The sequence below is a fragment of the Marinobacter sp. THAF197a genome (genome assembly GCF_009363275.1).
GTDB lineage: Bacteria > Pseudomonadota > Gammaproteobacteria > Pseudomonadales > Oleiphilaceae > Marinobacter.
In genome coordinates, this window is record NZ_CP045324.1 from 1,544,546 (window position 1) to 1,566,936 (window position 22,391).

Below are 22,391 nucleotides of genomic sequence, written 5' to 3' on the forward strand. Positions count from 1 at the left end.
CAAGTAGGAGATCGTGGCTATGGCTACCGATAAAAAGAACTATGTGCTCGGGCGGGGCAAACTGTACTTTGACCCTTTCGCGCCGGGTACCAAAAACAAGACTGGTGAGCGTTACTTTGGTAACACCACCGAGTTCAACCTGAACGTGGAATCCGAAGCATTGGACCACTTCAACAGTGATGAAGGTGTCCGAACCAAGGATGACTCCGTTATCCTGGAACTGACCCGTACCGGGGCACTGACCACCGACAACATCAACGAGGAAAACGCGGCTCTGTTCGTCCTCGGTGAAGTTTCTGACGTGGCCCAGACTGCAGACCCGGTTGTTTCTGAAGACCTCGGTACTCCGCTGCCAGACCGCTTCTATCAGTTGGGTGCAACGGCCGCTAACCCGCAGGGTGTCCGTGGTGTGACCGCTGTATCCATCACCGTTGACCCCGGTGGCACTGCCACTGCTGCGGTTGAAGGTACTGACTACACCCTGGATGCCGAACTGGGACGAATCTACATCCTGGAAGGCGGGGCGTTCGACGGCACCAAGGCGGCATCTGCGGATTACACCCCTGAAGCCAACAGTCGTAAACGTGTGACCACCAACGCCGCCGCATCAGTGGAAGGCGCACTGCGGTTCGTGGCGTTCAACGCCAAGGGTAAGCAGAAGGATGTATACATTCCGTATGTGACCCTGCGACCGACCGGTGACTGGTCACTGAAAGGTGACGACTGGCAGAACATGGGCTTCTCTGTGGAAGTCGGTGAACTGGAAGGTATGGCTGCGATGTATATCGACGGTCGACCTGCGGCCTAAGTTACAACCAATAATAGGGCGATCAACCCATGACTGATTTTCTCTACAACACTCAGGAAATTAAGTGGGGCAGAGAAGGTAGTGAAAAGGTCCTGACTGTTCGAGGATTGAGCACTCAGGACCTCACCATTGCCATTCGTACCCACAAGGATTCACTAACCAAGGCGTTCCAGATGGCAGAGGGACGGCTTGAGAACAACAGCGATTTGAGCGAGTTCGGCTTGGAACTGATGGAACAGTTCCCCGGGTTGGTAGCTCAACTGATCGCCCTGGCTACCGATAAGCCGAACCGGGCCGGGGAGATTGAACGTCTCCCTGCGCCTGTTCAACTCCGGCTGATGCTGGCGGTCTACGAGCTCACCATTGAGGACACGGGAGGTCTTCAGGATTTTTTGCAACAAGTGTTCGCGATCCTGGACCGGATCAAAGCGACGACCCACTCGCTGAATTCGCGTCCGAAACCGGCGATGGAAGCGAACACTGGTACTTAACTCTACGCCGGTGCGTCAGTGCGCTCAAATCCAACGGGCACCCTGACGCACACCTTTACCCGGTGGGTACGTTGCTGGTCGAGACAAGGCTGACGGAAGAACACCTCAACAGGCAACTGGCAACGACGGCCATTGCCACACAGGCGGCGATAGGGTCTGTCCTTTCCAAGGAAGGGCACAAGGCATTCAAGCAGCTAATTGAGAGGTTGACCGATGGCAACTAACAGAAAAGGCGATGTGGAACTCGTCGTCTCGGCCAAAAACGAAGCTACCCAGACCATCAACGAACTGGTCAAGTCTCTGGAAAACCTCGGCAAGGAAGCCGGCCAGTCTGGAATTGGTGGTCTGTTCCGAAAGCTGGCTAAGGCCAGTGGTGATACCACCAAGCGTCAGGACGAACTGACTGACGCTCTCAACCGCACTCGTCAGGCTCAGAATCAACTTCAGAAAGCGAACGATGAGCGGGAGAAGGACCTGCAGCAACAGCGGGATTCTATCGACAAAACCCAACGCTCTCTGGACCGACTGAATGCCAAGTACCGGGAATACGCCGATGAAGCTCGGAAAGCCCGGACCCCTTCCGACTCCCTGGTGCAAACCTTCGAGAAGCAGCAACGTCGTCAGTCTGAACTGGCTCAGGCGGTTGATGAAACCGGCCGGCAACTGGGTGAAGCTCAAGCCCGGTTTGAGCAGAATCAGGGTGTTGATGAGACTGCTACCCGCAACATCGAGGACTACCGTCGTCGTGTGATTGAACTGGGTGACTCCTGGCGGGAGACCACTCAGGCGGTGGCTCAGGCACAGAAGGTGCTCTCGCAACAGGCCAAGATTCGTGATACCGCTGATGCCGGCCAGAAGGATGCTCAGGCTCGTCTGGACAGTCTACGTCAGGAATTGAAGGTCGCCCGGGAGCTTGAGAAAGAACAGCGCCGGATCGTTCGTGAAGCCGACGAGGCGACAGATGAGCAGGTGCAGGCGAAGGAAGAAGCGATTGCTGCCACCAAGCGTTTGAAGGAACAGGTGGAGCAGCAAGTATTGGTGGAGCGTGAGGCCCGTGCAGAACGGAATGCATCCGCCAAGTCCTATCGTGACCAGAGTCGTGAAGTCGACAAGCTGGTGAAGCAGGCGGACAAACAGAAAACCGCCTACATCGACCTCAAGGCCGGCCTGGATGAGTATACCCGCGCCCAGGAGAAAGCCGGCACTGAGCGTCAACAGAAGAACATTGAAAAACTCACTGCCTCCCTGGAACAGTTGCAGACTCAGTACCAGGGTGCGGCCACTCGCCTTGAGAAAACTCAGGAGCGACTGAACAAAGCATCCGGCCCGGACCCGAGGGCGGTTCAGCGATTCGAGAACCTGCAGCAGAGTATCAAGGATACTGAAGCGGAGATCGTTGAGCAGACGGCCACTCTGGAAAAAATGCAGCGGGAGTACCAACAAGCCGGTGCGTCTGCTGACCAGTTGGCCCAGAAAGAACGGGAACTGGAACGGGTTACTGAACGACTGACCTCCGAGCAACGGGAGTTGCAGGCTGAGACCGGGAAGACCGCTACTGCCACCGACCGGGCGGGGAAGGAAGCCGCTGAAGCCGCTCGTCGATTCCGCCTGTGGGGTGAAGACAGTCGCCAGGCACTCTCCTGGTTGCAGCGTATCCGGGGTGAACTCCTGTCCATCGCCGCAGCATATGGTGGTGTCTACGCCATCGGTGGTGCTGTCCGGTCGATCTATGACGCATCGGTGCTGACCCAGAAGGCCACGGCTAGACTTGCCGCCAAGTTCAACGGTGACTTCAACGCAATCGAGCAGGAAATCCGGTTCGTTCGGGAAGAAGCCGACCGACTGGGTATTGAGTTCGAGACCTTGCTTGAGCAGTACACCCGGTTCGTGAACAACGTGCCAGATGGTGTTCTGAACATTGATCAGATCAGGTTCACATTCACCGGTATTGCTGAAGCCTCCCGTGCTGCGGGCCTTGGTACCCAGGACATTCAATCGGTGTTCGTGGCCCTCGGACAAATTGCCGCCAAGGGTGCTGTGCAGCTTGAAGAACTCCGGCAACAACTCGGTGAACGAATCCCAGCCGCTATCGAGAATACGGCGAAAGGTCTGACTGAAATGACCGGGGAACTGGTCACCACGGAAGAATTGCTACAACGGATTAACCGGGGTGAAGTGAGCTCCACAGCCATCGTTGCACTGGCACAATCATTGAGGTCTGAATTCGGGCCGGCGCTGGAAACCGCCCTTGATTCACCTCTCGCTGCATTGGCCCGTTTCCGGAATACGCTCTATGACATCCGGATTGAGATTGCGAAGTCCGGGTTCATTGACCAACTCACCCAAGGATTGGAAGAACTCAACAAGGAAATGCGGACGCCGGAATTCCGCAATGGTATGAGAGAGTTTGCCAACGCATTGAGCGGTGTTGTTCAGTTCGGGGTTCTGGTCATCAAGAATCTGGACACCGTGACGGCAGCACTGAAGGCCCTGGTTGCCATCAAGGCGGCTGGCTACCTTCGCAGCGTGACCGCACAGATCGCTGCTATGAGCGCGGCATCCCTGACGGCCTCTCGTCAGGTGAAGACAGCAACAACCGCCGTGGGCAAGCTCCGTGGTGCTGTCATCGCTCTCTACAATGCTGTCCTACTTCTGCCGGCTGCGTTTTACGCTGGTCTCACGGTGGGTGATTACCTGCAGGACCAGTACCCGGAGCTCCGGAAGTTCGGCGCTACCCTGGTGGGTGTGTTTGAGAAATCCATCATCCGTTCCAAGGAGACTTGGGATACCTTCCTAATCCAGATGGAGGGTGGCTGGAAATCCGTGGTGAAGGAAATCGCCCGGGCATTCGTGACTGTCATCCCAACGGTGATCTGGCGGTCAGTGGAAACAGTGGGTAACGCTGTTGGTCTTGTCAACGAATCATTGGGTAAGTCCATTCAGGAGTTCGCTGTTGGCTCACTGAACGAGGTGAACCAAGCCGCCGACGGTTTGATGGACAAGTTGCTCGATACCACTGACGTTGATGCGCTGATTGCCGAAGTCCGGAAGAAGGCAGATGCCGAGGCTGCAGCCGTTGACCAGATCATCACTCAGATGTTCTCCGACATCGACAAGCTCGGTGGTGATGTGGTTGAGCCGGAAGAAGGGAAGAAGGCTGGCCATGAGTACGGTGAGGAATTCCTGCAGGGCCTCCGGGAACTGGATTACTTCCAGACAGGTGTCAACGCCGGTAAAAGCCTGGGTGAAGGACTGCTGACCCAACTGAAGAACATTCGGGATGCCCTGGCTGAAGAATCAGCAACCGGCCTGGAAGACCGACTGAAGTTGATTGAAGCCGAGTTCAAGGACTTCATGGAGGGCATCAGTCAGTTCCAGACTGAGGGTGACCAGAACATTCTGGAGATTCAGGAGAAAGCTCAGGAGCGGATTGGTCAACTGCGTGAGAACCAGAACATCGACGACGCGGTTCGCAAGCGGGAGATTGCCTCTATCGAAAAACGGGCAGCACAGGAGGTTGCCCAGATTCGTGAGAGCCAGTCGCTCCTGGCGGACGCCCCGCAGGTGGTCCAGCAGTTGATCAACATCCGGAAGGAGAAGGAACGCCAGAAGTACATTGACGAGCAGATCGAGAAGACCCAGAACCGCATCAACGGGTTGAACCAGGATCGCCAGGATGATCTGGACCGGGTGAATGAACTGGCACAGCTTGGGTTGATCAGCACTGAGGAACAGGGCGAGAAGGTCAACCAGATCAACACTGAAATGATCGGCAAGCTGAAGGAGGCTGTTCAGGAGGCCCGTAATCTGGCCGAGGCCACCGGTAACGCCGACTTGAGCCGTTTCGTCGATCAGTTCGATAACTTCGAGGAAGTAGAACGCCGTCGGGCCGCTCTGGAAGACCTCAACCGCCTGGAACAGCGGATCAATGATCAGTACAGCATCCGTGAGACCAAGCTGGACACGATCAATACGTTGCGTGAAACCGGTGCGATTGACGCGGCGACGGCAGAGCAGCGGGCTCGGACAATCCTAGATCAGAGTAATCAGACACTTGGTGAAATGATCGACAAGGCAATCACGCTGGCTGAGAAACTGGGTGATGAAGGACTGGTTGCCAACCTGAAGAACATGAAGGCGGGCCTGCAGGAGGTCAAAGACCAGTTGTTCTCAGGTGACCAGTTGGCGGAAGACTTTGCCTCGGGATTCACCAACGCTTTCAACCAGTTCATCGACGGGACAATGTCGATGGCCGATGCCTTCCGGCAGTTCGCCGCGGACTTCCTACGTCAGATTGCGAACATGATTCTGCAGCAGATCATTTTCAACGCTGTGCGAGGGGCCATGGGTGGTGTGGCCGGAGGCTTGAACGCGGTCGTACCCACCAATCACACTGGGGGTATTGTAGGGCAGGATGGCAAAGGTCGCCTGGCAGACCTGAGTTGGTTCGCCGGCGCTGTCCGGTATCACTCCGGTGGTATCGCCGGCTTGAAGCCGAACGAGGTTCCGACAATACTTGAGAAGGGTGAGGAAGTGTTGACCGCGTCCGATCCGCGCCATAGAAACAACCAAGGGTCGGATAATCAATCAACAGGTGTTAAGATCATCAATGCAATCGACTCGTCTTCCATCGTTTCTGAGGGTTTGAACAGTGCTCAGGGTCAGAAGGCGATTATCAATTTCATTCGGGCCAACAAGGCCCAGGTTAAATCGGTGCTTGCGTAATGGCTTGGGAAACGGGAACTGCTGCGAACCACGTTGATCTGTTCAACAAGATCAGGGATTTCCTGACGACGAACACCGATCTGGTGAACGCCGGGGAGAACTGGACACAGGTGCTCGGGCCATCGGGTACCCTGGTTCACGGGGATCAGATTACCCTGAAGGGACCAGGGTTGACCGGTACGGACAACATTTACTTCGGCATGGACACGTTTGAAGACTCCGGTGCGGACACCTACAACATGCGGTTCTGGGGTCATGCGGGCTTCTCTGTGAACCAGGCACCACGTTCCCAGGCTCTCATGTCGCCGGATCAGTACGTGTTGTTGTGGAATCAACCCATGACGTACTGGATTGTCGGGAATGGTCGACGATGGATGCTGGCGGTCAAGGTAGCCACAGTGTACTCATCGGCATACTGCGGATTTATCATGCCTTATGGGTCACCGAGTGAATACCCATACCCGATGCTGGTGGCTGGTATAGCAATGGGTAACTACAGATGGAGCGATGAAGACGCCCGCAACCGATTTTTCGCCAGTCCGGGTTACAACACCATGGCTTTGTATTATCCAGACAATGTTTGGCGTCGGGTTGGTAATTACAGGAACAACGGTGTTAACAATGAAGTAGTGGGTGGCAATACGGGTGACCACTCCGCTTATATGTTCCCGACTAGAAACTACAGCGACATGTTCAGAAACAGCCCAACGGATGAAGAGATTACGTTCAACACAGGTAAGTGTTTTGACGGTTCATACCTTCTCAGGGATTTGACCATAATATCATCTGCACAGGGTGGCCCGTATCACGCCATGATGGGTGTATTGGATGGGGCATACTGGGTCTCTGGTCGGGAGAACTCATCGGAAAACATCGTAGTAAAGGATGGTGTTGACCATCTTGTTGTTCAAAACCTGTTCCGTAATGGTTTCAGGGACTACATGGCACTGAGGTTGCAGTGATGGCTTATCAAAATATCCCTGTTACAGATGGTTATCAGGTGGTTCAGCAGATTGCGAATTTCGCGTCGAATGTCGGGTGGACGGTACATCGAAATTCAGATCAGGTTGATGGTCCAAGTACACATCGTGAAGTGACTCTGTCCTTCAATGGGTACCCGGGCTACGTAACTCTTGCCGGGTACCCGGGTACCGGAGGTATAAGACTGAATGGACACCGATCATTCGACAACACCAAAAGATGGTGGGAGCAACCGGATCAATTCCTTGCATATAACGGTGACGGGAATTATCAAGATGATTATAACGAGTACACAACACGATGTTTCGTGGAACTTCGTGTAACCCCAATCCTCTCTGTTCACCTCTTCGGGGGGAACTCTCCGACTCCTTACCTGTATGCTGCAGTAGAGAAGGAGCCAGGGTATTACCGGCACTTGGTAATTGGTCATCTTCAGAAGTTCGGAACGGCATTAGGTGGTTTGTTCTGGGATGTGTCGTCTCGGGAGACTGGTAACGGATACCAAACTTACTATGAACAACACCGGGCTCCTTTTTGCTACAACATGGATAGTCAAACAACTGATTATAAGTTTCGGGGAGGCTGTGACACTCAGGATTCAAATGGTAACCCTAGATTTTGTGTTTTCAGTAACAATCGACCGAACACCCACTTGCTAGGCGGCCAATGGACAAACGAACTTTGGTCTATGCACACTGGGACACCTATACAGTTCAATGGTAGAACAGGGTTTTTAACTCCCACAGTTAATGTGGTTGCTGACACATTTCATCCATTCGGATCACCACCAGCTTTCCGATACGTCAACTTAGAGTATTTCGAGGCAGGGGATGAATTAGTGATCGGCAGCGAAACATGGAAAGTATTTCCGTGGGCGAGACGCACCCCTGGTGTTAGGACATCCGCGAACCCAACATATTACGGCCCGGAGTATGAGGCCACTGACAAGTTGGGTATTGCCTACCTGAAGGATTGATCATGCCTTACGTTGAGAACGAGATCATTACCTCGCATAGTTGGATGAACCAAGGTCGCGTTGTGCCTGAACCCAACTATCCGGGTGACTCAACCCCTGGTGTTCTGACGATTGATGATTTCGGTCAAGGTCCCAATCAATTCGTTGATCTTGATGTGTTTTCTTTCCCTTTCACAGGGCATAGGGAACCGACGTTCTTCGATGACTTGTATTTCCGGGTCCACTTCGACCCGGGGCAAATTGACCTCGGTAATGTGTTGTCAGTTCAAACTGAGGAAATCCGGGTCTGGAATGCTTATCTATCCAGTAAAGTAATGAGTGATTTTCTCGCTCCGTCTGCCCAAGGTTTAAGTGTCACAGCGCCGATTACAACACCCTACACAATGGCTGCGTTGGAAGAACTGTCGTATATTGTTACTGTCTCAACTGACGGTCCACCGCAGTTCTCAGAGCAGATTCTATGGACGGTCGACGGTGTTGAGTATTCGGTGCCAGTAACCGGTCAAAGGGTTGTCGTGTGGCCCTTCGGGCCGAACTGGGACCAGCCACTCAATGAATCCCTGGAATGGAAGACAGATATTATTCGGGCATTCGACGGTACCGAGAAACGCAGGCAGCTTCGGTCAAAACCCCGACGCAGGATCGGTTACCGACTGACCCTCCATGGTAACGAACTTAATCAGTTCCAGAACCTTCTGTTCGGATGGCAGGATCGACAATACGCGATGCCTGTCTGGCAGGACAAAGCCGTGATCCAGGATCGAATCCATGCGGAAGACACGACTGTTCCTGTGGATACAACCACCCGTAGCTTCTTCAAAGGTGGGTTGGCTCTGTTGATGAGGGACACATACACCTTCGAGGTGTTTGAAATAGGGGAGGTATACCCCGATCACCTGGTGTCATCGAAACCACTTGAATCCACCTGGGACAGACTTACCCGATTATACCCTGTGAACCTGGGTACACTGCCCGCAAACATCCCGACTCAACGGCTGACAAGCAAGGTGATGGTCGGTCAGATCGAGTTCATGGCGGACCCTGTGAAAACGGACCCGTTTATACCCGGTGAGCCGGCCGTGGAGACGTTGGACGGGATTGAGGTCATCTACAGGAAGCCGAACTGGTCATCCCAGGTGCAGTATGAAATGGGGTCGGATTTCGACATGCTCGACTTTGACACGGGTGGTGTTCAGCAGGTTCAAAAGCCAGGGCACCCGCAGCAGGTTCGACGTGTCAGATGGTTGCTGAAAAACAGGGATGACATTGCTAGTTTCAGGGCGTTATTGGGTAGAAGAAAAGGGCAGGCTATCCCCGCCTACGTTCCAACCTGGTTCAGCGATTTTGAGGTTGCTGAAGGTAATGCCTCCGGGTCTTCCGCGTTGCGTGTGAAGCGATCCCAGTACGATGCCTTGGTTGGTGTTGCTGACACACAACATGCAATCCTGATCCGTATGAGAGACGGCACCCGGTTGTTGAGGAAGATCATCGGAACGAGCAAACCTGACGCCGATACTGAAATGTTGAGTCTGGATGACTCTCTGCCATTCGAGGTTACACCTCAGAACACGATGATGGTCTCACTGGTTCATCTTTGCCGTCTGGCTCAGGATGGGGTTACAATCAACTATCAGTCGGATTCAGTAGCAACAGTTGAAATGTCTATGGTAACGGTGAGAGCGTGAGCGACGTTGAAATTTACACAGTGACCTACGACTTTAACCGGTGGCGGTATACCTCTGCCGATGAAAATGTCTACGTTGAACCGGTCACGTTTCGAGCGGTTCCAATCACTCGGTCAAACATCGAATTGAGCACCGATGAGACTGGTGCCAGCTTCACCGTGAGTTTCCCGTTGGACGCTGAGTTTCTGGAATTATTCCGGGTGTCGCCGCCTTCAGGACTGGTCACCTTACTCTGTGAAAAGTTCGATGTTGAGTCAGGGCAGACGGTGGAGATCGTTTTCAAAGGTCGGATTGTCAACGTGACCTGGCAGGAAGATCACGCCGAGGTGACCTGTGAGAGCAGCAGCCAGGCAATTCGCAGGATGGGGTTGCGCCGGCACTATCAGTACGGATGCCCTCACATGCTGTTCGGTGGTGAATGCCGGGTTGACCGTGAGCAGTTCGTGACGGTCGGCAATGCCACCAACCTGACGAACATCGGATTCGACCTGTTGGAAGCTGCAGGGAAGGACGACGGGTATTACGCCGGCGGATACGTTGAATATATGCATTCCGAATTGCAGACCACCGAGCGAATCGCCGTGGCGGAATCCGAGGGGGCTAGTGGACGCATCACTCTGTTTTCATTCCCTATCGGGTTGGTAGCAGGGGCAGAAGTCCGACTGTATGCCGGTTGTGACCGCACCCTTCAGACATGTGCCGGCAAATTCAACAACGCCGAGAACTACGGTGGGATGCCTTTCATTCCAACCAAGGACCCGTTCGGCGGCGATCCGTTGTACTGAGGTGATGACATGTGGGTAGCACTAGCAGTCAGCCTTGCACTTCAGGTGGTGGCGTACATTCTCTCCCCGAAACCAGAGGGGCCAAAGAACGCCACTGCCGGCAAACTGGATATTCCGCATCCGCCGATGGGTGAAGAAATACCCGTCGTCTTTGGCCGGGTGTGGGTTAAGGACGCCGGTGTGATCTATTACGGCAACAAAGATACGAAGTCGATTAAGTCCGGGGGCGGCAAGAAATGATTGTCACTCACCGGGACCTCCGGGCTCTGAAATACTGCAACAACGGTTCGCGGGAGTTCTTCCGTCGCCACGGGTTGGACTGGTCGGAATTCGTGAAGGTCGGGTTGCCTGAAGAAGAATTCCTCTCCACCGGTGATGCCATGGCTATTCGACTGGTGGAGTTCGCACGGGAACAACGGGAGAAAGGTAAATGAGCGGTGGTGGTAAAAGCAAAGAGGTAACTGTCGGTTACCACTACTACATGAACATGCATTTCTCCCTGGCCCACGGCGGTGTGGACGAACTGCTGGAAATTCGGGTGGGTGACAGAACCGCCTGGGCGGGTTCCCTGACATCCGGCTCTGCCATGGTCAACCAGCCCAATCTGTTCGGTGGTGAGAAGCGGGAGGGTGGTGTTCTCGGGTTTGCCGACTTTATGCCCGGTGGCCAAAGCCAGCCGGTGAATCCGTCGTTGAGGTCAGCAATTGCCCGGGCGACCGGTTCAACGGATGTGCCAGCCTACCGTGGCCTGACCACTATCTTCTTCAAAGGGTTCGATAATATCGACATGACTGGAACCCCTTGGGACACAACTCACAAAGGGATCGCTGATAACACACCGGTGTTACCGTCATCGTTGAGTGTGAAGGATGTCTTTAACTACCTGACTCAGGTTTCCAACTGGAAGAAGTTGGCCCGGTCGGCGTTCCTCTGGTCATCCATGAACCCGTACTTCAAACCACCTGAGTTCCTGGTTCGTCGGGTCTGGAAAGGGTGGTACCCGGAGAAGGCGAAGATCGGGGAGCACGTCAACCCGATTCACATCATCTATGAGTGCCTGACAAACAAGGTTTGGGGGTTGGGGTATCCGAGTCAGGACATTGATGACAGTAGCTTCCGTGCGGCCGCTGACAGGGTCTACAACGAAGGCTTCGGGCTTTCGATGAAATGGACGAACCAGACGCGGGTTCAGGAGTTCATCGAACTGGTGTCTGCCCATATTAATGCCAACCTGGTTGAGGATCGACAGACCGGCCTTTGGCGAATGATCATGGCCCGGGATGACTACGACGTTAACACTTTGTTCGAGTTAAACGAGAGCAACTGCGTTGTTGAGACATTCCAGCGCAAAACCCTCGGTGAGACCATCAATGAGGTGACAGTCGCTTACACCCGTCCGGATGATGGCTCCACGGATACGGTGACTGTCCAGGACCTGGCCAATTTCTCGAGTACCGGTCAGATCAACTCGCAGAAGAAAGAGTACCCAGGTATTAACGATCCAGACCTGGCATTCAAGGTAGCACTGCGAGACCTTAACACTTTGTCGAAACCAATCGCCAAGTTCACTATCCGGTGTAATCGGGACATCATCGGTCATTACCCGGGTGATGTGGTGAAGGTTAACTGGCCGCGTCTCGGGCTCAACGGTGTTGTCATCCGCATTGGCACCATGGACCTCGGTAACCTGCATAAAGGTGAGATTCAACTGGAAGCCATCGAGGATGTGTTCGGGTTACCGCAGAGCACATATGCCAACCAGCAACCGATAGGGTGGGTGGACCCGGCCCGGAATCCGGAACCAGTTACCGATCAGAAGCTCTACGAACTCAGTTTCTATGAGCTGCATACCTCGACGAGTTCTGCCGACCGGGCTGATTGGCCGGAGGATGTTGGGTTTGTGGCTGTTTCTGCTGAAGCACCTAACTCAGACTCAACAGTTTTGACTCTGTATGACAATGTTTCAAATGAAAGAGTCGGTAATGGTGAGTTTACTCCACAGTTAACTTTGACACAAAAGGTCGGTTACCTTGATGGCTCGTTACATGTTGATTTCAGTGAGTTCGATGTACTTTTGCTTGCCGAAGGTGGTCTGGCGTGGCTGGGGGATGAACTAATAGAGGTGACCGGGTTCGACGTTGCAAATGAGACGATTGCTGTTAACAGAGCCATGATTGACACAGTTCCCCAACAACACCCAGTTGGTGAGAAAATATGGTTGTATCGGCAATCTGATTTTGCACTTGATAATACGATCAGGGTCAATGGTGAGACGGTCGAATATAAGTTGTTGACCGGTACATCGAAAGGGGAGTTGGATGTCAGTTTTGCTCCTGCAATCAGTTACCTACTTCAAAACCGGCAAGCCCGACCGTATCGCCCTGGGAACTTTCTGGTTAATGGTCAATCCTTCCCTGAATTACTACCTGCAGATGAAAACCTATCCTTCTCATGGTCTCATCGTGACCGCACTCAGGAATTGACCGTATCACCTACCATTTTCACAGCGGGTGATATTGGCCCAGAATCAGGAGTTACGTATACGTTAGAGGTCGTCAATGAGGATGGTGTGACTCAGTTGCTTGAGGCTGGATTGATCAACAGCAGTTACGAGTACACCACGGAAGCGGAAGATTTAGGTAAGAATGAACTGGCTCCAACTGGGATATTCACAATCGTAAGTGGTACTCCGGTAACTCCGAAACCCAGATATAACACCGAGGTCAGGGTTAAGCTGAAATCTGTGCGCAATGGTCTTGATTCATTTCAGGAACTTGATTTCATCGTTGAACGAGCCGGGTACGGTTACAACTACGGAAACTATTATGGAGGGGTGGTCTGATGCCAGCCAAACAGGAACCGAACATTGGAATCAATTACGGGTGGACCGGGGGTGAGTCCGGAATCAATCTGCAGTTGGATGAAAACTGGCGTGCAATTGGGGCACTTTTACAACTCACGGTTTTATCAAAAACCTCGGGTGTCCCTGCCTCGCCAAACCCAGGTGATCGCTACATTGTCCCAATCGGTGCAACAGGGGTATGGGCTGGTCTGGACAACAAGGTAGTTCGATACATTGAAGGTGTGTGGGAAGTATATACACCACTGAACGGATGGTTGGCTTATGTTTCGGACGAAGATTTGTTCCATCAATTCAACGGGTCGATCTGGAAAGGGGCACCTTTTCTTGCTGCTGCGAATGTTTCTTATGATCCAACTGGAAACACTCTTTCCGGCACGAATGTGCAGGCGGCAATAGATGAATTAGAGGCAAGTCTTTCAGCGGGTGGCGTTGCAGACGGTGGTGTTCAGACCATCAAACTTGCCGACTATGCTCTCGATCCGGGCACCACGACAGGACTGACATTCGGCTTTAAAGGTGGTCGAATGAGTGTCGGTTCGACAATAGTTGTCACTCCAGCAGGTACGGTCAGCCTTTCAGCTTCAAGTACCAATTACATTGAGGTCGACAAGTCGGGTGTCGTGTCAGCAAACATCATCGGTTTCACAAACGGCAGTGTCCCGCTTCATATCGTAACAACCGATTCTTCGGCTATCACAAGTCAACAGGACCGAAGATCATGGATCAATGTTGCTGACATGAAACCCGGAATCAACAATCAGACCGGCACCAGTTACACCCTGGTTCTGTCAGACGACAACAAGGTGGTTCGCTGTGCCAACGCTTCCGCAATCAACGTGACGGTGCCGGCTGAAGCAACAACGGACTTCCCGGTGGGGGCGATCATCCAGGTACGTCAGGTTGATGCTGGTCAGGTGACCCTCGTTGCTGACACAGGCGTGACTTTGATCACCCCTGAAACCCTGAAAACCCGGAAACAGGGCAGCACGATTGCACTGATGAAGGTGGGTGCGGATGAATGGGATGTGACAGGTGACATGGAGGGTGCGGTATGAGTCTGTTTGCGCTGAGTGCCGTCACGGCAGCGATCAGGAAGGTGAATCAGTCTGTAGAAGGTGATCCGCATTGGGACAAGGTGGTGGCGTTGTTGCATTTTGATGGTGCCATTGGTAGCAGCGATTTTGAGGATGAGTCGGGGTTTTATCACGTAATAACGGTAGAGGGTACGCCCACCCTTGAAGCCACTTCAGTATTCGGTCAAGCCGGTGAATTTATAGTTAATGAGGGTTTGATCTTCCCAGATCACCCGAGTCTGAGGATGGAAGATCAAGATTTTACCATAGAAGGTTTTTTCCAACCTGCATCACCGGGGGCTCTTTCAATTGTCTATATGAAAGGACTGAATACATCTGATGGTATGTTGCTCTCGTTCAGCACCTCTCAGATATTCATGCGTAACGTAGATAACGAAACTGATCTCATAAAAACGGTCTCGTTAGACTCAAACACGTTTTACCATGTGGCTTTCCAGCGTGTCGGGAACCTGCGTCAAATTTGGTTGGATGGGCAAAAAGTCGCTGAAGACTCTGTAATTTTCAATCATTCCTCAATTGAACCAATGACCATTGGTGGGTATCACCCGGGTGTTGCGTCAGGTGCTTACTTGTTCGATGGTAGGATTGATGAATTTCGCATAACCAAAGGCGTAGCCCGTTATGTCAGTAACTTCAATGTACCTACTGCACCCTTTTCAAATCAGGGAGTGGTGTAGTCCATTTTAGCGATCAAAACAACCAAAAATTGCACCAACAAAAAACGGTTGATATTATGCACGGAAACGGAATTCCGTATCGAGTCTCGGAGGTTGTTGTGGGGAGCGAACAGGTGTGGACGATCCTCGGGTTCGTCGTCGGTTTGGGTGTGTTTGGGTTCGGCATCGTCAAGGTGTTGGATCGGAAAGCTGAGACCCGGGCCGACCGGATGGAGCAGCGTCACGCCGAGGAAATGAAGGCGATCCGGAAGGACCATGACTCTATCCGTCAGGAAATAGCTGACAAGCATTACAGTCTCAATCTGGACATGCAGAACATTCACAGCCGGGTCAACGATGTCAAAGACCACTATGTGAAGCAGGAAGTCCACGACCGGGACATCGCCAACCTCCGAGACTCTTTCACCCAGTTCCGCACGGAAATCAAACAAGACCTGGCCAACGGTATAGCCACGTTCAACGAAGGGCTTAACGCTATGCGCCGGGATTTCACCGAGTACCTGATGAAGCTGTCCGACAGGAGCGGTGATTCAAAGTGACGGGAGGCCACCATGGCTATTCTCCGCTTGACCAGGTTCAACGACGGACCTGAGCTACCATCCAAGGTTGCCGGCATGTTCGGCACTCTCATTCTCCCATCTGGCCGGGAACTCTACACCTGCGAACCACCGTGGGTGGGGAACGCACCGTTCAAGTCCTGTATCCCAGATGGTGTCTATCTGCTGAAGAAGCGGCTTTCCCAGGTGGTCGAAGATACGACTGCTGGTAAGTACACAGAAGGGTGGGAAGTCACTGCGGTACCCGGGCGCACGTTCATCATGTTTCACCCTGGTAACTGGCCGCACAACTTCAAAGGGTGTATTGGTCCCGGCCTCAGTTACGGACTTATTCCAGATGCCCAAGGTACCTATCGCCTTGGTGTCGGTAGCAGCATGGATGCCTTTGAAATCCTGATGGCTGAACTGGAAGGCGAGGATGAGCACGAACTTCACATTATGCCCCGGCTGCGGGAGTACCCATGACTGAGCACCTGGTGTTTCTTTCGATCATGGCACTCGGGCATATGGCTCACACGTTGAAGGCAGTGGTCCAGATTCGTGAAGCCGACAAGACCATGACCCTCCGGAAGTACATCGCGGAGCGTCCGTATAAAACCGGGCTCTCGGTGGCCGGCTCCCTGATCGGCTATGTAATGCTGGCGGACACGGGCCAGTTAACCCTGGTAGCGGCAATGGGAGTCGGGTATATGGCGGATTCCGTGTTCGACGTTGCAGCCAACAAGACAAGGACACAGATATGACTCTGACTTCTGATTCTCCTGCCAGTATCACCGATACCAGGGCGCTGTCTTTGGCTTTGGATAATACGCCGGTTGATCCGCCAAGCGGACTTTCGTTTGCGGCTGAACCTGGCTTTTCATTAACTGGCACTGTTGGAGACCTCGAAACTCTGACGATTTCTGGCCAGGACTTCGGCACTAAAGCCCCGCCTAGACACTTCGATCGTATTGATCGCTACTGGGCAAACGGCACCGAGTATCCGTCACCTTATGGCTCAATCTCTGATGGCGATGCGCTGAAAGTTGGCTCTGGCTATCCGTTCCTTGGGTTGCAGGGCAGCGATCTTAGCGGGTGGCGATTCCGTGCTGAAGCTGCACGGCATGGGCGGGCTTTAGGTTATCAGATTGAATCAGATGCGTCCGGCGCCATGGAAGGCAACGGTATCGGCTACACAAATGATGGATTTGCGGGATGGCCGAGAGCCCAGCGAGATTCTGAGGAAGTTTACCTGCGTTGGTGGAGGTTTCAGCGCTACTTCGGCACAGATGCCGGGGTTAACCCGGCTATGGCACTTGCGTCGGGGCTGACCGCTGGCGCTACACGTGCGACCGTGGATGTAAGCAATCCAGAGATTGCTGATAGTGACATGGAGGAGTTTTACATCGAGCTTGATAGCGGTGAACTCCACCACTGCATCCAGCAAAGTCCGGCTGTCTCAGATACGGTTTTTGACTTTTCACCGGCGCTACCCGGCCCGGCATCCGCAGGCAATAAGGTCTACATGATCAAGATTGCTGTGAACAAGCATGCGCGTATGCAGGATGACGGTATTGCCAATGGCAACTATAACGCTTGGACGTTCTCAGGCTTTAACGGTGAAATCTCAAACGATAAGTATGTCCTTCTCCCAGGCCGCCCACGGGCAAGATGGGAGGCCGGTGTGTGGGAGTTGCACGAAGTTTATGTCAAAGCTCCGAAGGATCAGGCCAGCTCAGTAGAAGGGCTTGTGAAGTTTGCCAGAATTAATGGCGAGATAAGGCTTCATCGCGAGGGCTCAAACCTTATCGTAGGTGCGCAGGGCTCGGACGGGGCCTTGCAAGACCCGGCTGTCGATGGATGGCCGTCCTCCGGCTTGTCAGTGACTCTGTTCGGCTACGAAGAAGATAGAACACACCGAATTCCAGGCAACAAATACCGCGTGTCAGATGTGTATGTTGATAACTCCCGCCAGCGCGTAGAAATCGGCATCGGCAATGACGACCTGTACCAGTGCGCCAAGCGAGAGTGCTGCCCCATCAATTCATGGAGCGGATCAATCTCTGCCAAGCTAAATGCCTTGCCATTTACTGAAGCGGAGCTGGCACAGGCACGCATCTTTGTGGTTGACGAAAACGACATCGCTACGCTCGTCGGGAGGATTCAGTAATGGCTGTGACTGTTATTGGCGTACAGCTAATGCCGACGGGTAGTGGTACGGCTCAGGCTAATTGGAACAATCTGGAAAATCCCGCAACAACAGGGCTCCGCGTTGCCGATCTGATCGAACTAGATGCTGGCACATCAACCGGATTCACACTTACCCAAAATGGCGCGTTTGCTAATGCTATTGAGGGTGCGGGCTTGGCTACCAGTTCCCCAGATCCACGATTTGATGTTCAGGTTTTCAGGACAGCCTGGTATGTCGGGCTGGCAGATGACGATGCGGCAAGCTTCACTGTAGGCAACCTACCTGTCGGCTCAACTGTCACACTTGAGGCAGCGGCATGTTCGGGAAATTCCAGCCGCGACACGACATTCCGCCTGGTAGGCGAGACCACGGTTGAAGCACTGTATGACGTTGGCGCAATTGATCCAGTGCCTCAGCCCACCTTTTTGCAGGTCACGGTGCCAGCGAGCGGGGAGGTCACGGCGCAAAACATCGGCGTTTCGACGTTTGCCTATAACAACGGCTGGATACTTACTGTCGATGATGGTGCATCTTCCACCCCCTCAATCACCACCGCCGACAACGTAACCAGCGAAGGCCAGACGGCAACCTTCACTCTTTCGGGCAACGAGAATGCGCCAACAGGCATCACCATCAACGGTGAAGTCGGCAGCAATATCACGTTCGTGTCCGAAGACACCGGTGCCGGCACCGAAACCTACAGCTACGAACCACCGCTGATCGCCGACGATGACACGGCCGATCTGGTGGTCAGCGTGGATGGCACTACCGCCGGTGCAACCATTGCCTACGCCAACAGCTACGACCGGGACCAACTGACACACCCAGCGACCGAGGCAGAGTACAGCGAAAACTCGCTGAGCTATCCCAACGCCTACGCTACCACTCAGCCCTATGAATGGAAGGTGATCGCGGATGCCAACGCTTCTGTGGTCACTATCGATTGGAACGACCTGGAAGCCGACGATGGTTTCCACAAGGACATTGCCAGCTATGCCACCCCGGTGGCCAATGGTGTAACCGCCGTCACGTTGGGCGTGTTTGTTCCAGAGACCGGCCAGGCCTATCAGTTCGACCGGACCATAGAGGTAACCGATACCTCGGTGGTTATTGGAGAGTCAAACCGACTTCGTCAATCGTTGAAAGAGTCACTTAGATCATCGCTGAACGAAAATTAAAACTGAAATGGGAGTAAACAACTATGTCCGGTAAATACAGTGAATCAACGGTTTTAGATGGTATTACCACCGATGGTGTGTACCCGCCTGTTGAAGATGATGCAATCAATATTTCGGGCGATGTGATATTGGGCTTCTACGGGTCTTTTGGTCCGGCAACTGTCAAGATTATCTTCGAGACTGAGAAACCGAATGGTGAAATGGAGCAACTACCGGAGCACCCGGATTGGGTGTTTACTGAGAAGCCTGGTCCAGAGAAATTCCGATTCTCGAAGACGCTACCTTTCCGCCTGGTGGTATCTGGTTCGGACGGTAATACAAACTTCGGTCTCAATATTCACAACCTGGACTGACCATGGCACTCCCACTGGCTCCGGCCGCACTGGCACTCGGCAAAAGGATTCCCTGGAAGTACGTGGGGGTTGCTGCCGTGGTTGCCGGTGTCGGCTTCTATGTCTACCACCTGAAACTGACGGTGGCCAATCTGCAGACCACGGTGGCAGAGCAGGAGACCACCATTGCCCGAAAGGACTCTGAGATTGTTGGCCTGAAGGGGTCTGTCGTCAGCCAGAACAACGCGGTGGAACAATGGCGACTCATCGCCCAGGCGAAACAGAACCAGGCTGCTGACGCTCTCCGTGAAGCCGAGGAACAATCCGCCCGGGCAGATCGGATGATTGAACGCCTGCAGACCTCCGGTGCCAAAACCTGTGAGGAAGGAATTAACCTGATCGACGAGGCACTAGGGTTATGAAGTCACTGATTCCGTTCATCACTGTTGCCCTGTTGACCGGCTGCAGCACTCAAACCCGGGTTGAGACGGTGGAAGTGAAGGTTCCGGTACCCGTGCCGTGCGTAGACCGTGAAGACGTGCCTGCCATCGTCCCTGGTGCCGAGGAATCAGTGACCAAGGATTCCCTACCTGGTGAGAAAATAAAAGCCGTCCTCATCGAGAGAGAACGGCTGAGAGGGGCAGACGGGAAGCTCCGCGCCTTGATTCAGGGTTGCCTGTTATAAGTCCACCGAGAAATCTTCCTCGATACCACCCATGCTCTCGATCAGAGCCTCGAACAGCGTCCGGAACTGACCGGTCATCAGGAACAGGGTTGCCTGGGCATAGGATAGGCCGGCGTCAATATCCTCGTCTTCCGGTTCGTAGTTCAACACGTCTTCCTGGAAGGTATCGAGGAACTTGATTTTCTTCACCCGGAAGTCGTCAGTCAGAGTGAAAGCCAGTTGATCTTCCCGGGACAACCGGAGGCTGTTAACCATCATCCCTGATTCGGTGATGTGGTCAGTGACTTCCTCCATGGTGAGGTCCATATCCTTGAAGCTGGCCTTCTCACCATCAACACCGACCATGGTGCATTCCTCACCGAGGGTGAAGTAATTGGTTAGGTACGAACCGATTTCCGGTTGCAGTGTGTTCGTCAGAACCAACCCCGGGTTCAACTCCAACGCTGGCGGACGGACAGGCAGGCTTCCCAAAGTCTTCCGGAGGAACGACGTGAAATCCTCGGCGGCTTTGAAACTACCGGCCTCGACAATGAGCCACTGCTTCTGCAGGTCGATGTACCCCACGGTGTAAGTGGAGTCGACCAGGGCGTGAGGCAGGTGTTTCAGCATCACTTGATCCCGCAGTTCGTCCTTTTCTTTCTTCCGGACTTTCCGACCCTGTTCCCGCTCGATTGCCGCGGCCAGTTCTTCCACCTCACGGTTAATGGCAGAGGACTTCAGGATTTTCTCGTCTTTCCGGAGCCGGAGGAAAATGCAGTTGTTGGTCTCGAACTGGAAGTCCTCATTGCCAGGTAGAGCCGCGACCCACCCTGTGCGACTTTTCTCCTGTGGCCCCACCGGGTTGAAGCGTTCGTCCCAGAGTCGGGCTGCAAATTCCTCAATGTTACCGGCGAAGTCGATGGTTTTGGTGAACGAATAGATCACCGCGTTTTTGAACAACATAGTTGATCACCCTATAGTTGGTTGTAATTCCGGACGCACCTATCCTATGGATACGTCCAACGGTACCGGCCGTGGATTAGACAGCCGTTCGCCAGCCTGTACTCCATGTCGGCTGACTTGGTAGCGATGAAACCGGTGCGTGTTGCCGGCACCAGGGCTTCACCCACTTCGATCAGCAGGGGGCAGTCCACCGGGGGTAAGTTCCCGCTGCTGTTCAGCCAGACGTTTACGCCGTGCCTTATTCTGACGTTGCCGCCTGCGCCGGTTCCGGAGAAGTTCTTTTCTCTCCGGTGTATAGCGATTGACATGATCGCGGATGATCTGACGAACGACGTTTGGATGCTCATTGAGTTCATTCCAGATTTCCTCAGTCTCATAGCCCATGTGCCGCATGAGTAGGACGATTTGCTTGAGCCCTGTTCGGTGTGGTTGCTTGCTCATTCTTCACTGCTTCCCATCCAAGTTGGCCAGCCTGGGACTTCGTCATCACCGGTGTTTCAACCGCCCGGGCAACTGACCATGACTTCTGGTGGATTCTACAATAGATGGTTGTATGTTTGATCCCAGAGAACTCGGAGAGCTCCTTCAGTGTCCACCTGCGACCCTGGTACCAGTAGTAATTCGGCACCTGGCCCGACCAGTGACGGGTTTTGGCGACTCTCCGTTTGAGGTTGAATTTCACCCCAATGTAATACGCTGCTGCGCGGAGCCGTGTTTCTTCTATGCCGAAGAAGGCAGAAACGTCCGACCATGTCTTTCCCTGTTCCGCCATCATCTGGATTTCCTTGACCCAGCAGCGCCCGTTCTCAACCTCCCAATCTTTAAGAATCTTCGACGCCGACTTTTTCATGGTTGTGACCTGAATCATTAGTTGTATTTTGCACCGAATCCGAATGGAGTGCCTTGAACCCTGCCCATGCTGTCTGGGTTGACTGATCCAGGTAGAACCCCGGGTGGTCTGGGTCACGACGCAGATCAGCGTTCGGCAGGTATTGTTTCACCATAGTTTCAAAGTGTTGTTGTACGTCCATAGGTTCATTTGTCTCGCTTCAATTGTTGGGAAGGTGGGCACGAAGTGTGCCCTTTATTGGCGCTAACTTATTACTTGACGAAACCGTACCAGGAATACAGTTCCAACGTGCCCTCGTCGGTGTAGACACGAATCTTTGCCCACTCCTGCGGGTTCTCAGGGTGGTTCACGTCGATCACGCTGTACTCGGTGCCGGCTTCAGCGTAGAAGCAGTGACCTTGTTCGATCAGATAGCCCATACCCCGGGTATCGTTGCGCTTCTTCGCCTCGTTCGCCTGTTCCAGGTAAGTCAACTTGGTGCATACCGGTGTGTCGTCCACCATAACGCCTGCATTGGCAACGGTAGACAGGGAAAGCAGAGCGGCTGTCAAAAACTTCTTCACGATAAACCTCCATCCTTGTTCCTTGTCAT

At 53.4% G+C, this 22,391-nt stretch carries 23 protein-coding genes; 19 read left to right on the plus strand and 4 right to left on the minus strand.

Annotated features, from left to right (window positions below; all coding sequences use genetic code 11):
• The first annotated feature begins 19 nt into the window (after positions 1 to 19).
• The 19 genes from FIV08_RS07165 to FIV08_RS07255 all read left to right on the plus strand — a co-directional run bounded on the left by FIV08_RS07165 (position 20) and on the right by FIV08_RS07255 (position 20,007).
• Positions 20 to 808 carry a hypothetical protein gene (locus tag FIV08_RS07165; protein WP_152437835.1) on the plus strand — a complete coding sequence of 263 codons (789 nt, stop codon included), beginning with the start codon at positions 20 to 22 and terminating at the stop codon, positions 806 to 808.
• Between the two features lie 29 nt (positions 809 to 837).
• Entirely contained in the window at positions 838 to 1,299 is a 462-nt protein-coding gene (locus tag FIV08_RS07170) for a phage pre-tape measure protein (RefSeq protein WP_152437836.1), read from the plus strand.
• A gap of 213 nt (positions 1,300 to 1,512) precedes the next feature.
• Positions 1,513 to 6,024, plus strand: a complete 4,512-nt coding sequence (locus FIV08_RS07175; RefSeq protein ID WP_152437837.1) for a tape measure protein — start codon at positions 1,513 to 1,515, stop codon at positions 6,022 to 6,024.
• Positions 6,024 to 6,986 (plus strand): hypothetical protein, encoded by a 963-nt coding sequence (locus tag FIV08_RS07180; RefSeq protein ID WP_152437838.1) that lies wholly within the window; start codon positions 6,024 to 6,026, stop codon positions 6,984 to 6,986. The genes FIV08_RS07175 and FIV08_RS07180 overlap by 1 nt, the downstream gene beginning before the upstream one ends.
• A 997-nt stretch (positions 6,987 to 7,983) precedes the next feature.
• Positions 7,984 to 9,666 carry a hypothetical protein gene (locus FIV08_RS07185; protein WP_152437839.1) on the plus strand — a complete coding sequence of 561 codons (1,683 nt, stop codon included), beginning with the start codon at positions 7,984 to 7,986 and terminating at the stop codon, positions 9,664 to 9,666.
• Positions 9,663 to 10,451, plus strand: coding sequence for a phage BR0599 family protein (locus FIV08_RS07190; RefSeq protein ID WP_152437840.1), 789 nt, complete (start codon positions 9,663 to 9,665; stop codon positions 10,449 to 10,451). The genes FIV08_RS07185 and FIV08_RS07190 overlap by 4 nt, the downstream gene beginning before the upstream one ends.
• 9 nt (positions 10,452 to 10,460) lie before the next feature.
• Positions 10,461 to 10,691, plus strand: coding sequence for a hypothetical protein (locus FIV08_RS07195; RefSeq protein ID WP_152437841.1), 231 nt, complete (start codon positions 10,461 to 10,463; stop codon positions 10,689 to 10,691).
• Positions 10,688 to 10,885, plus strand: coding sequence for a hypothetical protein (locus tag FIV08_RS07200; protein ID WP_152437842.1), 198 nt, complete (start codon positions 10,688 to 10,690; stop codon positions 10,883 to 10,885). Before FIV08_RS07195 ends, FIV08_RS07200 begins: the two co-directional genes overlap by 4 nt.
• Positions 10,882 to 13,293, plus strand: a complete 2,412-nt coding sequence (locus tag FIV08_RS07205) for a phage tail protein (RefSeq protein WP_152437843.1) — start codon at positions 10,882 to 10,884, stop codon at positions 13,291 to 13,293. The genes FIV08_RS07200 and FIV08_RS07205 overlap by 4 nt, the downstream gene beginning before the upstream one ends.
• A complete protein-coding gene (locus tag FIV08_RS07210; protein WP_152437844.1) occupies positions 13,293 to 14,369 on the plus strand; it encodes a DUF2793 domain-containing protein in 1,077 nt (358 codons plus the stop codon). Before FIV08_RS07205 ends, FIV08_RS07210 begins: the two co-directional genes overlap by 1 nt.
• Positions 14,366 to 15,085 (plus strand): LamG-like jellyroll fold domain-containing protein, encoded by a 720-nt coding sequence (locus tag FIV08_RS07215; RefSeq protein WP_152437845.1) that lies wholly within the window; start codon positions 14,366 to 14,368, stop codon positions 15,083 to 15,085. Before FIV08_RS07210 ends, FIV08_RS07215 begins: the two co-directional genes overlap by 4 nt.
• A 98-nt stretch (positions 15,086 to 15,183) precedes the next feature.
• Entirely contained in the window at positions 15,184 to 15,624 is a 441-nt protein-coding gene (locus FIV08_RS07220) for a hypothetical protein (RefSeq protein WP_152437846.1), read from the plus strand.
• Positions 15,625 to 15,636: 12 nt separating this feature from the next.
• Positions 15,637 to 16,107, plus strand: coding sequence for a DUF5675 family protein (locus tag FIV08_RS07225; RefSeq protein WP_152437847.1), 471 nt, complete (start codon positions 15,637 to 15,639; stop codon positions 16,105 to 16,107).
• Positions 16,104 to 16,385, plus strand: coding sequence for a hypothetical protein (locus tag FIV08_RS07230; RefSeq protein ID WP_152437848.1), 282 nt, complete (start codon positions 16,104 to 16,106; stop codon positions 16,383 to 16,385). The genes FIV08_RS07225 and FIV08_RS07230 overlap by 4 nt, the downstream gene beginning before the upstream one ends.
• Positions 16,382 to 17,791, plus strand: a complete 1,410-nt coding sequence (locus tag FIV08_RS07235) for a hypothetical protein (protein WP_152437849.1) — start codon at positions 16,382 to 16,384, stop codon at positions 17,789 to 17,791. The genes FIV08_RS07230 and FIV08_RS07235 overlap by 4 nt, the downstream gene beginning before the upstream one ends.
• Positions 17,791 to 18,990: a hypothetical protein gene (locus FIV08_RS07240; protein ID WP_152437850.1), complete on the plus strand. Its 1,200-nt coding sequence runs from the start codon at positions 17,791 to 17,793 to the stop codon at positions 18,988 to 18,990. Before FIV08_RS07235 ends, FIV08_RS07240 begins: the two co-directional genes overlap by 1 nt.
• Before the next feature lie 23 nt (positions 18,991 to 19,013).
• Complete coding sequence (locus FIV08_RS07245; RefSeq protein WP_152437851.1) at positions 19,014 to 19,343, plus strand: hypothetical protein; 330 nt, start codon at positions 19,014 to 19,016, stop codon at positions 19,341 to 19,343.
• A gap of 2 nt (positions 19,344 to 19,345) precedes the next feature.
• Complete coding sequence (locus FIV08_RS07250; RefSeq protein ID WP_152437852.1) at positions 19,346 to 19,744, plus strand: hypothetical protein; 399 nt, start codon at positions 19,346 to 19,348, stop codon at positions 19,742 to 19,744.
• Positions 19,741 to 20,007, plus strand: coding sequence for a hypothetical protein (locus FIV08_RS07255; protein ID WP_152437853.1), 267 nt, complete (start codon positions 19,741 to 19,743; stop codon positions 20,005 to 20,007). Before FIV08_RS07250 ends, FIV08_RS07255 begins: the two co-directional genes overlap by 4 nt.
• Here the strand turns inward: FIV08_RS07255 and FIV08_RS07260 are convergent.
• The 4 genes from FIV08_RS07260 to FIV08_RS07275 form a co-directional block, all read right to left on the minus strand.
• Positions 20,002 to 20,949, minus strand: coding sequence for a recombination-associated protein RdgC (locus FIV08_RS07260; RefSeq protein WP_152437854.1), 948 nt, complete (start codon positions 20,947 to 20,949; stop codon positions 20,002 to 20,004). The two genes, FIV08_RS07255 and FIV08_RS07260, sit on opposite strands and share 6 nt — an antisense overlap.
• 44 nt (positions 20,950 to 20,993) lie before the next feature.
• Complete coding sequence (locus tag FIV08_RS07265; RefSeq protein WP_152437855.1) at positions 20,994 to 21,305, minus strand: hypothetical protein; 312 nt, start codon at positions 21,303 to 21,305, stop codon at positions 20,994 to 20,996.
• Between the two features lie 17 nt (positions 21,306 to 21,322).
• The gene (locus tag FIV08_RS07270) at positions 21,323 to 21,799 is read right to left on the minus strand and encodes a hypothetical protein (protein ID WP_152437856.1); all 477 of its coding nucleotides are present in this window, start codon (positions 21,797 to 21,799) and stop codon (positions 21,323 to 21,325) included.
• Positions 21,800 to 22,050: 251 nt separating this feature from the next.
• On the minus strand, positions 22,051 to 22,362 hold the full coding sequence (locus FIV08_RS07275) for a hypothetical protein (protein ID WP_152437857.1): 312 nt from the start codon (positions 22,360 to 22,362) through the stop codon (positions 22,051 to 22,053).
• Positions 22,363 to 22,391: the final 29 nt, after the last annotated feature.

What these genes read in the sequence shown, in the direction of transcription:
- FIV08_RS07245 (WP_152437851.1), top strand. Translation starts at nt 19,014, where the DNA reads ATGTCCGGTAAATACAGTGAATCAACGGTTTTAGATGGTATTACCACC.
- FIV08_RS07215 (WP_152437845.1), top strand. Translation starts at nt 14,366, where the DNA reads ATGAGTCTGTTTGCGCTGAGTGCCGTCACGGCAGCGATCAGGAAGGTG.
- FIV08_RS07200 (WP_152437842.1), top strand. Translation starts at nt 10,688, where the DNA reads ATGATTGTCACTCACCGGGACCTCCGGGCTCTGAAATACTGCAACAAC.
- FIV08_RS07180 (WP_152437838.1), top strand. Translation starts at nt 6,024, where the DNA reads ATGGCTTGGGAAACGGGAACTGCTGCGAACCACGTTGATCTGTTCAAC.
- FIV08_RS07260 (WP_152437854.1), bottom strand. Translation starts at nt 20,949, where the DNA reads ATGTTGTTCAAAAACGCGGTGATCTATTCGTTCACCAAAACCATCGAC.
- FIV08_RS07205 (WP_152437843.1), top strand. Translation starts at nt 10,882, where the DNA reads ATGAGCGGTGGTGGTAAAAGCAAAGAGGTAACTGTCGGTTACCACTAC.
- FIV08_RS07230 (WP_152437848.1), top strand. Translation starts at nt 16,104, where the DNA reads ATGACTGAGCACCTGGTGTTTCTTTCGATCATGGCACTCGGGCATATG.
- FIV08_RS07225 (WP_152437847.1), top strand. Translation starts at nt 15,637, where the DNA reads ATGGCTATTCTCCGCTTGACCAGGTTCAACGACGGACCTGAGCTACCA.
- FIV08_RS07165 (WP_152437835.1), top strand. Translation starts at nt 20, where the DNA reads ATGGCTACCGATAAAAAGAACTATGTGCTCGGGCGGGGCAAACTGTAC.
- FIV08_RS07255 (WP_152437853.1), top strand. Translation starts at nt 19,741, where the DNA reads ATGAAGTCACTGATTCCGTTCATCACTGTTGCCCTGTTGACCGGCTGC.
- FIV08_RS07235 (WP_152437849.1), top strand. Translation starts at nt 16,382, where the DNA reads ATGACTCTGACTTCTGATTCTCCTGCCAGTATCACCGATACCAGGGCG.
- FIV08_RS07195 (WP_152437841.1), top strand. Translation starts at nt 10,461, where the DNA reads ATGTGGGTAGCACTAGCAGTCAGCCTTGCACTTCAGGTGGTGGCGTAC.
- FIV08_RS07265 (WP_152437855.1), bottom strand. Translation starts at nt 21,305, where the DNA reads ATGAACTCAATGAGCATCCAAACGTCGTTCGTCAGATCATCCGCGATC.
- FIV08_RS07170 (WP_152437836.1), top strand. Translation starts at nt 838, where the DNA reads ATGACTGATTTTCTCTACAACACTCAGGAAATTAAGTGGGGCAGAGAA.
- FIV08_RS07270 (WP_152437856.1), bottom strand. Translation starts at nt 21,799, where the DNA reads ATGAAAAAGTCGGCGTCGAAGATTCTTAAAGATTGGGAGGTTGAGAAC.
- FIV08_RS07175 (WP_152437837.1), top strand. Translation starts at nt 1,513, where the DNA reads ATGGCAACTAACAGAAAAGGCGATGTGGAACTCGTCGTCTCGGCCAAA.
- FIV08_RS07210 (WP_152437844.1), top strand. Translation starts at nt 13,293, where the DNA reads ATGCCAGCCAAACAGGAACCGAACATTGGAATCAATTACGGGTGGACC.
- FIV08_RS07250 (WP_152437852.1), top strand. Translation starts at nt 19,346, where the DNA reads ATGGCACTCCCACTGGCTCCGGCCGCACTGGCACTCGGCAAAAGGATT.
- FIV08_RS07185 (WP_152437839.1), top strand. Translation starts at nt 7,984, where the DNA reads ATGCCTTACGTTGAGAACGAGATCATTACCTCGCATAGTTGGATGAAC.
- FIV08_RS07240 (WP_152437850.1), top strand. Translation starts at nt 17,791, where the DNA reads ATGGCTGTGACTGTTATTGGCGTACAGCTAATGCCGACGGGTAGTGGT.